Here is a 13,216-nt window from a genome sequence, read left to right on the forward strand (position 1 = left end):
GCCTCAGCCGCCGCCCAGCGGCGTACGCAGCACCGGTCCGCGCTGGCCGGCCTGGTACAGGCTGCCATCGGCAGGCAACGCATCCGGGGCGTCGGCGGCCAGCAGCAGCGTGGCCGGATCGGTCCACGTGGGGCGGTGGCGCGGACCCGGCAGGTAGGGATACCAGCGTGCGAACTGCTCGCCTTCGCCCTTGACGTCGTAACGCACGCCCACCCGCACCAGCCAGTACGGCGCATCCCGGGATTCGCCCTCGGTAGGCACCCGGAACGACCAGGTGCGCGCGGCCACCAGCGCATTGCGCGAGAACTGCTTGCGGTAGGCGGCGAGGCGACGCGGCGAGGCTCGTACGCGCATGTTCACCTGCTCCACGATCGCGTCCTGGACGCGGCCGTCGCGCCCCACCCGCATCAGCACATACGCATCGCCATTGACGCCAAACATGCCGGCGCCGCCGGGATACAGCGGCGGAGCGGCGTTCTGCCACGTCAGCCGGGTCGGGTCGTTGGGGTCGTAGTTCTGGAAACTGGCGCTGCGCAGGGCGATCTGCAGGTTGCCGTCGTCCAGCGGCGTGCCGACCACCCGCAGGATCAGCGGTATCCGGATCGCACGGGGCTGGTCCTCCTGCAGATAGGGATCAAACCGCCAGCCGGCGACCGCACGGCGGACGAACCCGGCCACTACCGGCGGCACCTGGCGCTCATCGCCCAGGTGCAGTGCTTCCACCGCGCCGCTGGCGCTGACATCCAACGCGCCGCGCAGCAGCATGCTGACTTCCAGCTGTTCGCCCGCGGGTGGCGTCGACGGCGCGGCGGGTGCGGTACCCGTGCACAGCCCTCCCACCAGCAGTACCAGCCACAGCAGGCGCGGGCAGCGCCCTCCGCGATGCGGATTCCACATGCGCGCGACTCCCTGTCCCAGACATGGGCCGAAGCCTACCGCACCGCACACGGATGCGCACTGCGGCCCAGCCGATGCGCGCGGCAGCAATCTGCCCCTGCACGCCGCGTGGCCGGCAGCGCCGCCTTGGCGAACGTCTCGCGCACCTCGCGCATCTCCCGTTCGCCCCCGACCAGCCGCAGATTGACCTGCTCGACCATCGCCTCGCGCACCGTGCCATCCGGCTCAAGCAGCGGGGCGGAGGCAGCGCACCCTGCCCAGCACGGTCGGTGAGACCTTCTTCTCATCGTCGATCCGCAATCCGGCGATACGCCCATCGGCAGCGACATCGACCTCACCGTTGATGCGCATGCCCAGTTCCATCGGCGCGCTTCACTTGGCCGGGACAGCGCACCACGCGGAGGCGGGATAAGAGCCCTGCAACCCGTGCCGGCGTCTGGTGACACCGCCGCTCACGCCAGCCGCAATGCGGCCGCGTAGGGCGGTGTATCCGGATAGTCGTTCTGCGCGAAGCGCTGCTGCAGGCCCTGCCACCACGCCGGATCGAACAGGTGCGCATGGTGTTCGCGCACCGCCGCGAGCTCCGGGGCGGCCAGGCCCATGAACATCCAGAAGCGCTCGGGGAACACATCGTTGGGCGCGATGTGGAACCACGGTTCGTCCGCCATCGCCTCCTCGGCGTTGCGCGGCGCCGGCCAGTGGCGGAAGTGGCAGTCGCTGACCAGGCAGACCTCGTCGTAGTCGTAGAACACCGCGCGGCCATGCCGGGAAACGCCGAAGTTCTTCGGCAGCATGTCGCCGGGGAAGATGTTGTTGCGGGCCATGTCGGTGATGGCCTGCGCGTAGTCCAGTGCGGCGGCGCGACGCGCGTCGGCCGGCTGCTCGCGCAGGTACAGATTGAGCGGGCGGAAGCGCCGCTGTACGTAGCACAGCGCAATCACCAGCGCATCGCCGTCCTCGTGCACGCTGCCTGCGCACTGGGTGAGCAGTTCCTCGCGCAATGCCGGCGAGAACCGCGCGCGCGGGAAGCGCAGATGGCGGTAGGGTTGTGCGTCGAGCAGGCGCCCCACCCGGTCCAGGTTGAATACCAGCGCGTACTTCTCTTCAACCTGGTGCCGGGTGAGTGTTTTGGGCCAGGCAAAGCGGTCGCGGATCAGCTTGAACACCAGCGGATAGCTGGGCAGGGTGAACACCGACATGACCATGCCGGGGGTGCCATCGGCATGTACCAGGTACTCCTCCGGGTGCTCCTGGAAGTGCCGCTGGAAGGTCCGGTAACGCTCGGTCTTGCCCTGCTTGGCGCGGCCAAGCACGGTGTAGATCTCGTCGATGGGTTTGGCCGGCAGCAGGCTGCGCAGGAACACCACCGCATCGCCGACCGTGGCGAGATCGGCCTGGAAGTAGCTGCGCGAGACCCCGAACAGGTGGGCCACATCGCGCCGACGGGTAAGCACCGCTTCGGCACGCAGCCCCTGGCCGTCGTTGACCAGTGCGATCACGCAGGGCGAAAAGCGGTGCTCGCCGAACACACGGCCGACCAGATACGCGCGGCGCTCGCGGTAGAACACGGTGTCGAGCAGCTCGATGCTGCGCACCGGATAGTCACCCCAGTGGGCCAGGTCATCCTGCAGGCGCACCGCGATGGCCGCTGCACAGCGCAGCTGGTGCGCATAGGACACCTGGAAGGGGTAGTCGCCGAGCACCCGCAGGATCGCCTCGGCCGGACGCGTGGGCGACAGCGTGTAGCTGTGGCGCGCGACCGGATGGGTAATCGCGTCGGACGGCTCCACATCCATCGCCATGAACTCGATCGCCGCGTCCACGCCTTCGGTCGCGAACAGGCGCCGGGCCAGGGTGTTGTAGAAGGTCTTGTACAGCTCGGCGTCGATCAGCCCATCCACCAGCAGCGCATAGGCCTGCCGCACCTCCAGCCACACGGCCCGGGTCCCGACAGCCTCTCCGGCGGCACGTCGCAGTGCAGCCATCGTCTCGGCGATGCAGATGTCGTACAGGCCGATGCGTTCAACAGCGTCCTGGCGTGCGCCGGTCCAGTCGCGCTGCTCGAAGCGGCCGCGCGCGCGCCGGGTGATCGTCGCAAAGCGCGCGTGATAGGCCTCGAAGCCGTCGCGGATGAGGACAGCCAAGGCCGATGCCGGCACGTTCATCGGGACGCGGCAGGGCAAGGACGGACAGCGTTGCGCATGCAGGCACACCCCGGTGGTCTGCCGTCTACCTTACGGCAGGCCTGCGCGGAATGCATGGTGGGCGGCGAAGAAGCACGACACGCGGCGGGTGCGACGCGAAGCGCCGCCGGCCGCTGTACTGCCCCGGCCGGCGGCGGAGGGAACTCAGAGCGCGAGCTGGCTTTCCACGTCCTGTACCTTGCGCCGGGCCAGAGCCAGGTTGGATTTGCCGCGGTCGAGCACCAGGTAGATGAACAACCCCTGCTGCTTCGCGACCGGGCGCAGGATGTGATACGCGCGGCCCAGCGAGATCAGGATGTCCTCGATCGTGTCGTTGAGGTTGAGCGAGGCGGCGGTCTTCATCTTGGCGCGGATCACCTCGGTATTGCCGGCCGCTGCCACCTCCATGTCCACACCGGTGCCGGCCTCGCCCAGCAGCATGCCGCTTTCGTAGTCCACCAGTGCCACCGCCTGCGCGCCATCAATGGTCATCAGCGCGCTCAAGGTCTGATCGAGTCCTGCCATGTTGCACCCCGTTGGTTGTCGAGCCCCATGTGCCCCTGCGGATCGGCTCGTGATCCGCTGAGTTCGGCCACGATGTTGCGGCCACATTCCTTGGCGCGCCAAAGCACCTTGCCGACCACGCAGCGCTGGTCGCAGGCGGTCATCAGCAACAGGGGCGCCGGTTGGCTGGGCAGCGCCAGCATCAACACCTTGCCGCCACCCGCTTCAAGCATCAGCACTTCCAGTTCCCCCAGCGCCAGCTCGCGGCCCACCGCACCGGCCAGCGCCAGCATCGCGCTGGTCATGGCGGCCAGCCGTTCGCCGTTGCCGTGGGTGCCGGCGCCCGGAACCACGGCGAAGCCATCCACGCTGGCCAGCACCACACTGCGTACGCCGTCGATATCGTTGCAGAAGGCCTGCAGGTGGCAGCCGAGCGCCTCGCGCTGGCGTGCATCCACGGGGTGGACGTCGCGACCGTCAGGCATGCGCGGCCACCAGTTCGCAGGCTTCCATTTCGCTCATCAGCACATCCATCAGGCGCAGGCCGTCCTCGCGGTCGCGCGCGTCCACCGGCACCACCGGCAGGAGGCGTCCGCCGCGGCCGGCCTGCAGCGCGCAGGTGTCCAGCTCCCACGCCGGGGCCAGATCCAGGCGGGTCAGCCCGACCACTGCCGGGACCTGCGCGGCATGCTGCTGCAGCACGTCAAGATAGGCGCCCAGTGCGGTGGCGGCCGCCGGGTCGGTGGCGTCGAGCAGCAGCACCACGCCGCTGGCACCCTGCAGCAGGATCGGCCACAGGAAGTCGAACCGCTGCTGCCCCGGCGTACCGTACAGACGCAGGCGATCGCCGTTGGGCAGGTCGATGTCCGCATAGTCCATCGCGACCGTGGTGGACGCTTTGTCGGCACCGACGCGGTCGCTGTTGCGCACGTCGGTGTCCACCACCGCGCCGGCGGCGATGGCACGCACCAGAGTGGACTTGCCGCTGCCCATCGCCCCGAGCACCACGATCTTGTGTTCGCGCACCGTCAGCCTCCAGCGCGCTGGCGCACGCTGCGCCACATCCGGGCCAGCAGCGAGCCGCCGGGCGTGCCGGGCGCCCGCGTCGCGACGGGCTCGGCGGGGGCTGGCTCCAGCGCGGCATAGCCGCACAGATAGGCCGGGTGCACGAAGGCACGTACTGCCTCGGCCGGCATGTCCAGCAGGTGGCTGCACTCGTCCACGCTGCAGGCGCGCTTGAGCAGCAGCGAGCACAGCCGGAAGCTGTCGTGCTGGTGGCCGAGCACGCGGAAATCGGGCCAGCGCAGCAGCGTGACCCGCGCGTGCCGCTGCAGCCGTGCGTCCAGGTCCTGCCAGTGTGCAGGCTGCTGCCCCCACTGCCACAACAGCGGCCGCAACGGCTGCCGCGGCAGGTCGCCGGCCAACTGCTGGTAGCGCCGGGATGCGATGCCGTGCAGGGCAAGGCGCTCGAAGTTGTCCGACAGCCGCTGCGCCACGCTGGCGCCGCCGTCGGGAAGGACCATCTGATCCTGTTCGAAATCCAGCAGCAGCCAGGGCAGGCCATCGGCCACCAGCACGGCGTGCCCCTGACGGGACTGCAGGCGTTCGCGCAGGGCGCGGGTGATCGCCTTGGCCCCGCGCGCCGCACAGGGTTCATCGATTGGTGCCGGCGCGGCCGGCATGTGCCGCAGCGCGCGCTCGATCGCCTCGTCGTCCAGCACCGCATGATCGTGGCCCTGACCGGGGCGCAGGCGCCCCTGCTGGTCCTCGATCCAGAACTGGATCTGCGGCCGTTCGCGCACCATCCGCAGCGCCGCATTGCGCAGTGCGGGGGTGTCCTTGATCACCAGCAGATCGCACTCGTCAAGATCGCGGCAACTGCGCACGCTCTCACCCGGCAACGCGGCCGCCGAGCGCAGCCGCTGCAGCAGGGCGTGCTCCCCCTGGATATCCGATCCCACTACCAGCACCCGGGCCATCGCCTTCCCCTGCGTTCTGAAGGACCACCACTGCTGCGGATACGACCGTGGCTAGGCTATGCCATCGATATCGGGCCGATCGTGATGGATTGCACAGATTGAGGGGCGAGAGACGCCCTGCCCGTTGCACGGGACGCAGGCAAGTTTCATGCCCTCTTGACGGGATTGGACGCGGGCGCGGGATGAGAACGGCCGCCGACAGAGGTCACATTTCCATCGACACGGGGGTCACCTGTGACAGCGCCTTGCAGGCAGTGGCCTCCACAGAAAAAACCCGCACCGAGGTGCGGGTTTTCCGTTGAAGCGGTGTTGACGCCGAGCGTGGTTTACAGCGCGGCCAACGCGCCGTTGAAGGTGGCGCTCGGGCGCATCGCCTTGCTCGCCTTGGCCACGTCCGGACGGTAGTAGCCGCCGATATCGACCGGCTTGCCCTGCACGGCGATCAGCTCATCGACGATGGTCTGCTCGTTGTCGGCCAGTGCCTTGGCCAGCGGGGCGAAGCGGGCCTTCAGTGCGGCATCGTCGTTCTGCGCGGCCAGGGCCTGGGCCCAGTACAGCGCGATGTAGAAGTGGCTGCCACGGTTGTCGATGCCACCCAGCTTGCGCGACGGCGACTTGTCGTTGTCCAGGAACTGGCCGTTGGCCTGGTCCAGGGTCCTGGCCAGCACGGCAGCACCCGCGTTGTCGTAACGGTTGCCCAGGTGCTCCAGCGACGCGGCCAGGGCCAGGAACTCGCCGAGCGAATCCCAGCGCAGGTAGTCCTCTTCCACGAACTGCTGCACGTGCTTGGGCGCCGAACCGCCGGCACCGGTCTCGAACAGGCCGCCACCGGCCATCAGCGGCACGATGGAGAGCATCTTGGCGCTGGTGCCCAGCTCCATGATCGGGAACAGGTCGGTCAGGTAGTCGCGCAGCACGTTGCCGGTCACCGAGATGGTGTCCTCACCCTTGCGGATGCGGTCCAGCGAGAACGCGGTGGCTTCCACCGGGGCCAGGATGCGGATGTCCAGGCCGGTGGTGTCGTGGTCCTTGAGGTAGGTCTGGACCTTGGCGATCACCTGCGCGTCGTGCGCACGCGCAGCGTCCAGCCAGAACACGGCGGGGGTGCTGCTGAGGCGGGCGCGGTTGACGGCCAGCTTCACCCAGTCCTGGATCGGGGCATCCTTGGTCTGGCACATGCGCCAGATGTCGCCGGTCTGCACGGCATGCTCGAAGATCACCGCGCCGGCATCGTCGGTGACGCGCACCGTGCCGTCGGCCGGGATCTGGAAGGTCTTGTCGTGCGAGCCGTACTCCTCGGCCTTCTGCGCCATCAGACCGACGTTGGGCACCGAGCCCATCGTGGCCGGATCGAACGCACCGTGGGTACGGCAGTCATCGATGACGGCCTGGTACACACCGGCGTAGCAGCGGTCGGGGATGACGGCCTTGGTGTCCTGCAGCTTGCCCTCGGCGTTCCACATGCCGCCCGAGTCGCGGATCATGGCCGGCATCGAGGCGTCCACGATCACGTCGCTGGGCACGTGCAGGTTGGTGATGCCCTTGTCCGAGTTGACCATCGCCAGGCCCGGGCGCTTGCCGTACTCGGCAGCCAGGTCGGCCTTGATCGCCTCCTGGGTGGCTTCCGGCAGCTGCGGCAGGCGTGCGTACAGGTCGCCGATGCCGTTGTTGGGATCGAAGCCGGCCTGCTTGAGCACATCGGCGTGCTTGGCCAGCACGTCCTTGTAGAACTCTTCAACGACCACGCCGAACATGATCGGGTCGGAGACCTTCATCATGGTGGCCTTCAGATGCAGCGAGAACAGCACGCCCTTGGCCTTGGCATCGGCGATCTGGGCCTGCACGAAGGCCGCCAGCGCGCTGCGGCTCATCACGGCGGCATCGACGATCTCACCGGCCTTGACCGCGGTCTTGTCCTTCAGCACCACGGTGGTGCCGTCGGCCTGATGCAGTTCGATCTTCAGGCTGCCAGCCGTGGCCAGCGTGGCCGACTTTTCGCTGCCGTAGAAATCGCCGCCGTCCATGTGCGCCACATGCGACTTGGACTCGGTGGACCACTTGCCCATGCGGTGCGGGTGCTTGCGTGCATAGTTCTTGACCGACAGCGGCGCGCGACGGTCCGAGTTGCCTTCGCGCAGCACCGGGTTCACCGCGCTGCCCTTGACCTTGTCATAGCGCGCCTTGATGTCGCGCGAAACGTCGTCGGTCGGCACGTCGGGGTAGTTCGGCAGCGCATAGCCCTGGTCCTGCAGTTCCTTGATCGCGGCTTTCAGCTGCGGCACCGAGGCGCTGATGTTGGGCAGTTTGATGATGTTGGCATCCGGCGTGGTCGCCAGCTGGCCCAGTTCGGCCAGGTGGTCGGCTTCCTTCTGCGCGTCCTTCAGGTAATCCGGGAACAGCGCCAGGATGCGGCCGGAGAGCGAAATGTCGCGCGTTTCGACGGCGATGCCGGCGGTGGCGGTGTACGCCTCGACGATCGGCAGCAGCGACTGGGTGGCCAGGAACGGGGCTTCATCGGTGAGCGTGTAGAGAATCTTGGGCGTATTCGACATGGGGGACTGATGCTCTCTTGCGGATCTGAGGAGTGATGGCCGTCGGCAATGCCGGGCCGCGTGCAACCGTGTCGCGTGCAGGCCGCGCCGGGCGGGGTCCGCACTTTTCCCGTGGATCGCGCCGCATGGCGCGCGCTGCGGGAAACCTCCGCATTGTCGCGTTTTCAGCCCCCCGGAGCAAAGCGGCGCCATACGCAAACGTACTGGAACAGACGGTATCGATTGCAACCAGTCCGACGCGCGGGGGGCGACCTGCCATAAAAAAGACGCAGCCTCGCGGCTGCGTCCATCGTGAGCCTGTTGCCGGGAGAGAGTCGGCGTGGGCTTACTTGACCTCGAACTCCTGCGGCGTTCCTGCCGCCTTGCCATCTACCATGACTTCCGCACGGTACTTGCCCGCCGGCCAGCCATTGGCATTCGTGAATTTCAGGTTGGAGGTTTCAGCGCCGGTGGTGTTGAGCGTGTGGGTCTGCTCACCGGCCACCTGGCCGTCCTGGTAGGTCAGCTTGGCCGCCAGGGTGACGTTGTTGGCCGTGCCGTCGGTACGCACCGACACCAGGATTTCATCCTTCGGCGCGAACAGTGCCGCCGGGGCAACCGTCTTGTCGGCGGCGGCCGTCTTGCCCACGGTGACGCTGGAGACATTCACCGCCGCTGCGGCCGCCATCGGCTCGGGTGCCGGTGCCGGGGTCGGCGCGGGGGTCATCGCCGCCGGCTGGGCGTTGTTGTCGGCGGTGTCTTCTTTCTTCTTGCAGCCAGCCAGGGCCACAGTGGCCAGGAGACCGGCGAGTACAGCGGTGCTGATGGACGACTTCTTCATGGAATTCCTCCCTTGGAATGGGTAGTGACGGAGCGACTCAGCCTTTGGGCGGCAACTTCAGGACCTGTCCCGGGAAAATCTTGTCCGGGTCGTCCAGCACGTCGCGATTGGCGTCGAAAATCTTCTTCCAGGCGTTGGCATCGCCCAGTTCCTGCTTGGCGATCTTCGACAGCGAGTCGCCCTTCTGCACGGTGTAGCTGCCACCCACCACCTCGGCGGTGGTATCGATCGACGTGGACACGCCGGAGAAATCGGCCTTCTCGACCTTCTCGGCAGTGGTGTCGATGCTGGTTTTGACACCGGAGAAATCGGCTTTCTTATCGGTACTCATCCACACACTCCCGTCTTCATTGACGACATGGAACGCACGGTGTCACAGCCCTTGTTAATGGCGCATGGCGTGGATGTGAAGACGGGGCCGGACCCCGGCGTGCCGACCCACGGTCGGCACGCACCGGGCAGGGCGGCCGCAGCCGCCAGCCTGGTTACTGGCGCAGGTCGCGCACGGTGCGCGCGGGCTGCGCGATGCCCGGGCTGGCGCGCCACGGGTTGATGTCCAGCCCGCCGCGACGGGTGTAGCGGGCCTCCACCTCGAGCCACTCGGGCCGGCAGCGCTGGCTGATCTCGCTGAAGATGCGCTCCACGCACTGCTCGTGGAACTCGGCATGCTCCCGGTAGCTGACCAGGTATCTGAGCAGACCGTCGCGGTCGATCTTCGGACCGTGGTAACGGATGCTCACGCTGGCCCAGTCCGGCTGGCCGGTGACCGGGCAGTTGGATTTGAGCAGGGCCGAGCCCAGGGTTTCGGTGACCACCGCGTCCGCATCGGCGGACAGGTACTCCGGGGCCGGCGGACCATAGCGGTCGATCGCGACATCACGTTCGTCCAGCGACTCGCCCTCGCCCTCCTCCACCAACGGCGGCACGCCGAACTGCACGGTCACCCCCGCGCCGGCGCAGGCCGACAGATCGGTGACCATGCGCTGCCGCGCGGCCTCGTCGTCGTCGAAGCGGGTGCTGTTGAGCGAATTGAGGTACAGCTTGAACGACTTGGATTCGATCAGGTTCGGCGAGGTGCACGGAACGCCGATGGTGGCCACCGCGATCCGCGGCTTGCCGCGCCGGTCCAGCCAGCTCAGCTCATAGGCCTGCCAGCGGTCATGGCCGACGAACGGCAGCGCCGCCTCGTCCAGGCCGATCTCCTCGCGCGCGCCACGGCGCGGAATGGCAAACAGCAGCGCGGGATCGTACTGCGACGGGTAAGCAACCTCACGACCGAGGCTGGAGTCCTGGGGGGTATTCATCCGGCCATTTTACGCCGGCGGGCGTCGCTCGTCCCCGTTCCGCAGGCCTGGGGAACCGGGCGGGGTGGGCAGAACGGCCGGACGCCACGGAGGGCGTCCGGCATCCGGCAGAGCCCGGCCTCAGCCCGCCGGGGCCTTCGCCCCGTTGAGGTAGTCCAGGCTGACCTGCAGCAGCGCGCGCAGGCCCACGTCCAGCGCCTTCTCGTCGAGCAGGAATTTCGGCGAGTGGTTGGCCGGCGCGGTGGCCGGATCGATCCCCTCGCCGGTGGCGCCAACGAAGAAGAACAGGCCCGGTACCTCCTTGGCATACAGCGAGAAGTCCTCCGCGCCCATCTGCAGCGGCGGCTCGTAGACATTCGCTTCGCCCACCACCGCCTGCAGGCTGGGCAGCATGCGCGCGGTCAGCGCCGGATCGTTGACCGTGGCCGGGTTGCCTTCCGACTCGTAGATCTCGGTCTGCGCCTTGGCCCCGTGCGCGGCGGCGGTGTGTTCGGCCACGTTGCGCAGGTCCGCGAAGATCTGCTGGCGCATGCCCTCGTCAAAGGTGCGGATGGTGCCCACCATCTCCACCTCGTCGGGAATGATGTTGTAGCGGATGCCGCCCTTGATCGCGCCGAAGGTCAGCACCGCCGGCTGCTTGGACAGGTTGGCGCGTCGGCTGACGATGGTCTGCGCGGTGCCGACCAGGTCGGCGGTGGCCACGATCGGATCGACCCCGTTCCACGGCGCCGAACCGTGCGTCTGGCGGCCGATCACCTTGATCCCGAAACGGTCCGACGCCGCCATCAACGGTCCCCCCCGTACCGCGATCTGGCCGGCAGGCACGCTGGAAAACACATGCAGCCCGAACACCGCCTCCGGCTTGAAGTCCGCGAACAGGCCTTCCTTGAGCATCAGCGCGGCACCGCCCTCCTCCGGCGGCGGCGCGCCTTCTTCGGCAGGCTGGAAGATCAGCATCACTTCACCGGGCAGGTTCTCGCGCATCTTCACCAGCGCGTCGGCCACACCGAGCAGCGTGGCGGTGTGGGCGTCGTGGCCGCAGGCATGCATCACCCCCACCGTCTCGCCGCGGTAGGTGCTGGTGGCCTTGGAGGCGAACGGCAAGCCGGTCTGCTCGGTCACCGGCAGCGCATCCATGTCCGCGCGCAGTGCGATCCGCGGGCCGGGCTTGGCGCCCTTGATGATCGCCACCACCCCGTGGTGGGCGATCCCGGTTTTCGGCTTCAGGCCCATCGCGCGCAGCTGCTCGGCCACCTTGGCGGCGGTGCGCTCCTCGCGGTTGGACAGCTCCGGGTGCTGGTGGAAGTCGCGCCGCCAGTCGATCACCCTGGCGTTCAGGCGGGTCGCCGCGGCGGTCACTTCCGGGCGTTCGGCGGGCGTGGCGGCGGCCAGCGCGGGGCAGGCCAGCAGCAGGGCGGACAACAGCAGCGACAGACGGGGCATTGCGGATCTCCACGAGGGGCAAGGGACGGACGAACCTGAATGTAGGCCATCAGCGGGCCCGGCGCTGTAACTTTCTGCCCCCGCAGGCGTTGATTCACGGAACCCGGTCGGTCACGTCCGGTCTGATCGCCCGTCCCATCCGTCATGGATGAAAGCGCGCAGGCGACGGGTATGCTTTGCGCCTAGCCAACCGGGCCCCCCGCCCTCCGCCAGCCTCAGGAGTTTTGAATGTCGCGTTTCTGGAAGATCGTGCTGCTGGTGGTCGCAGTGCTGGTGGTGGCCTTCATCGGCATGCGCATGCTCGGCGGCGGCAAACCCAAGGGCGAGGCGGGCAAGCCCGCCGCCGCCGCCGGACGGGGCGGCGGGGAAGAGCGCAATGCCGGGCCGGTGCCGGTGACCGTGGTCGAGGCGGCCCGCCAGGACGTGCCGGTCTATGCCAGCGCGCTGGGCACGGTGGCCGCGATGAACACCGTAACCGTCAGCCCGCAGGTCGGCGGCCAGCTGATCAGCCTGAACTTCAAGGAAGGCCAGGAAGTGAAGAAGGGCGACCTGCTGGCGCAGATCGATCCGCGCACCCTGCAGGCCAGTTACGACGAGGCCGCCGCGGCCAAGCGCCAGAACCAGGCGCAGCTGGCCACCGCACGCTCGAACTTCCAGCGCTCCAACTCGCCCGAGTACCGCCAGTACGTGGCCAAAACCGACCTGGACACCCAGCGCAACCAGGTGGCGCAGTATGAAAGTGCGGTGGCCGCCAACGAAGCCAGCATGCGCGCGGCCCAGGTGCAGCTGCAGTACACCCGCGTCACCGCCCCGATTTCCGGTATCGCCGGTATCCGCGCGGTGGATGCCGGCAACGTGGTCAGCGCCGGCACCGCGCTGGTCACCCTGACCCAGATCCACCCGATCCACGTGGTGTTCAACCTGCCCGAGCGCCAGCTGCCCGACGTGCGCCAGGCCCAGCAGGCCGGCCCGGTGACGATCGCCGCACTGGACCGCAACGATTCGCATGTACTCACCGATGGCGGCAGGCTGGACGTGGTCGACAACCAGATCAGCAGCGACAGCGGCACCTTCCGCGCCCGCGCCGTGTTCGACAACGCCGACAACCTGCTGTGGCCAGGCCAGTTCGTCAACGTGCGGATGCAGCTGCGCACCATTGCCGGTGGCGTGGTGATCCCCACCCAGGCGGTGATGCGCGGCCCGGACGGCGAGTACGTCTATATCGTCAAGCCGGACAACACCGTGGCCATGCAGACGGTCAAGAGCGGCGTGGAAGTGGGCGACAGCAACGTGCAGATCACCGAAGGCCTCAAGGGCGGCGAGCGCGTGGTCAGCGAAGGCCAGTTCCGGCTCAAGCCTGGCAGCAAGGTCACCGCACTCAAGCCGGGTGAAACCCCGGCCCCGCCGACCGACGCCGAACTCAAGGCTGCCGCCCAGCAGCAGGGCGGCGGTGGCCGCCGCGGTGGCGGCCCGCGCTGATCGCGGCCGTCTCCCGTTCCTGACGCCGGCCGCTTGGCCGGCGTTCGCCCGCTTC

Annotated in this window: 14 protein-coding genes; 1 reads left to right on the top strand and 13 read right to left on the bottom strand. The window is 68.3% G+C overall.

What is annotated here, in order from left to right; all coding sequences use genetic code 11:
- Window positions 1-3 precede the first annotated feature (3 nt).
- From OC534_RS01810 to OC534_RS01870, 13 genes are all read right to left on the bottom strand, one after another.
- Window positions 4-897, bottom strand: a complete 894-nt coding sequence (locus OC534_RS01810; protein WP_262071273.1) for a protein tonB — start codon at window positions 895-897, stop codon at window positions 4-6.
- A gap of 35 nt (window positions 898-932) precedes the next feature.
- Window positions 933-1,109, bottom strand: coding sequence for a hypothetical protein (locus OC534_RS01815; protein ID WP_262071274.1), 177 nt, complete (start codon window positions 1,107-1,109; stop codon window positions 933-935).
- Window positions 1,110-1,122: 13 nt separating this feature from the next.
- Entirely contained in the window at window positions 1,123-1,260 is a 138-nt protein-coding gene (locus OC534_RS01820; RefSeq protein ID WP_262071275.1) for a hypothetical protein, read from the bottom strand.
- Window positions 1,261-1,349: 89 nt separating this feature from the next.
- Window positions 1,350-3,062 (bottom strand): bifunctional isocitrate dehydrogenase kinase/phosphatase, encoded by a 1,713-nt coding sequence (aceK, locus tag OC534_RS01825; protein WP_262071276.1) that lies wholly within the window; start codon window positions 3,060-3,062, stop codon window positions 1,350-1,352.
- Window positions 3,063-3,245: 183 nt separating this feature from the next.
- Window positions 3,246-3,605 carry a hypothetical protein gene (locus tag OC534_RS01830; RefSeq protein WP_017354579.1) on the bottom strand — a complete coding sequence of 120 codons (360 nt, stop codon included), beginning with the start codon at window positions 3,603-3,605 and terminating at the stop codon, window positions 3,246-3,248.
- Window positions 3,581-4,069: a roadblock/LC7 domain-containing protein gene (locus OC534_RS01835; protein WP_037590732.1), complete on the bottom strand. Its 489-nt coding sequence runs from the start codon at window positions 4,067-4,069 to the stop codon at window positions 3,581-3,583. The genes OC534_RS01830 and OC534_RS01835 overlap by 25 nt, the downstream gene beginning before the upstream one ends.
- Window positions 4,062-4,610 (bottom strand): ATP/GTP-binding protein, encoded by a 549-nt coding sequence (locus OC534_RS01840; protein WP_262071277.1) that lies wholly within the window; start codon window positions 4,608-4,610, stop codon window positions 4,062-4,064. The genes OC534_RS01835 and OC534_RS01840 overlap by 8 nt, the downstream gene beginning before the upstream one ends.
- 2 nt (window positions 4,611-4,612) lie before the next feature.
- Entirely contained in the window at window positions 4,613-5,563 is a 951-nt protein-coding gene (locus OC534_RS01845; protein ID WP_017354576.1) for a hypothetical protein, read from the bottom strand.
- A 326-nt stretch (window positions 5,564-5,889) separates the two neighbouring features.
- Window positions 5,890-8,115, bottom strand: coding sequence for an NADP-dependent isocitrate dehydrogenase (locus OC534_RS01850; protein ID WP_017354575.1), 2,226 nt, complete (start codon window positions 8,113-8,115; stop codon window positions 5,890-5,892).
- A 325-nt stretch (window positions 8,116-8,440) separates the two neighbouring features.
- Window positions 8,441-8,935, bottom strand: coding sequence for a hypothetical protein (locus tag OC534_RS01855; RefSeq protein WP_017354573.1), 495 nt, complete (start codon window positions 8,933-8,935; stop codon window positions 8,441-8,443).
- A 37-nt stretch (window positions 8,936-8,972) separates the two neighbouring features.
- Entirely contained in the window at window positions 8,973-9,266 is a 294-nt protein-coding gene (locus tag OC534_RS01860) for a LysM peptidoglycan-binding domain-containing protein (RefSeq protein ID WP_017354572.1), read from the bottom strand.
- Between the two features lie 154 nt (window positions 9,267-9,420).
- Window positions 9,421-10,239, bottom strand: coding sequence for an NADPH-dependent 7-cyano-7-deazaguanine reductase QueF (queF, locus tag OC534_RS01865; protein WP_262071278.1), 819 nt, complete (start codon window positions 10,237-10,239; stop codon window positions 9,421-9,423).
- 120 nt (window positions 10,240-10,359) lie between these two features.
- Window positions 10,360-11,682, bottom strand: coding sequence for a M20 family metallopeptidase (locus OC534_RS01870; RefSeq protein ID WP_017354570.1), 1,323 nt, complete (start codon window positions 11,680-11,682; stop codon window positions 10,360-10,362).
- Window positions 11,683-11,910: 228 nt separating this feature from the next.
- On the opposite strand from OC534_RS01870, the gene OC534_RS01875 reads away from it, so the two are divergent.
- Window positions 11,911-13,161 carry an efflux RND transporter periplasmic adaptor subunit gene (locus tag OC534_RS01875; RefSeq protein WP_136004593.1) on the top strand — a complete coding sequence of 417 codons (1,251 nt, stop codon included), beginning with the start codon at window positions 11,911-11,913 and terminating at the stop codon, window positions 13,159-13,161.
- The last annotated feature ends 55 nt before the right edge of the window (window positions 13,162-13,216 follow it).

Origin of the sequence: Stenotrophomonas sp. Marseille-Q5258 (assembly GCF_946900935.1) — a bacterium.
Lineage (GTDB): Bacteria > Pseudomonadota > Gammaproteobacteria > Xanthomonadales > Xanthomonadaceae > Stenotrophomonas > Stenotrophomonas nematodicola.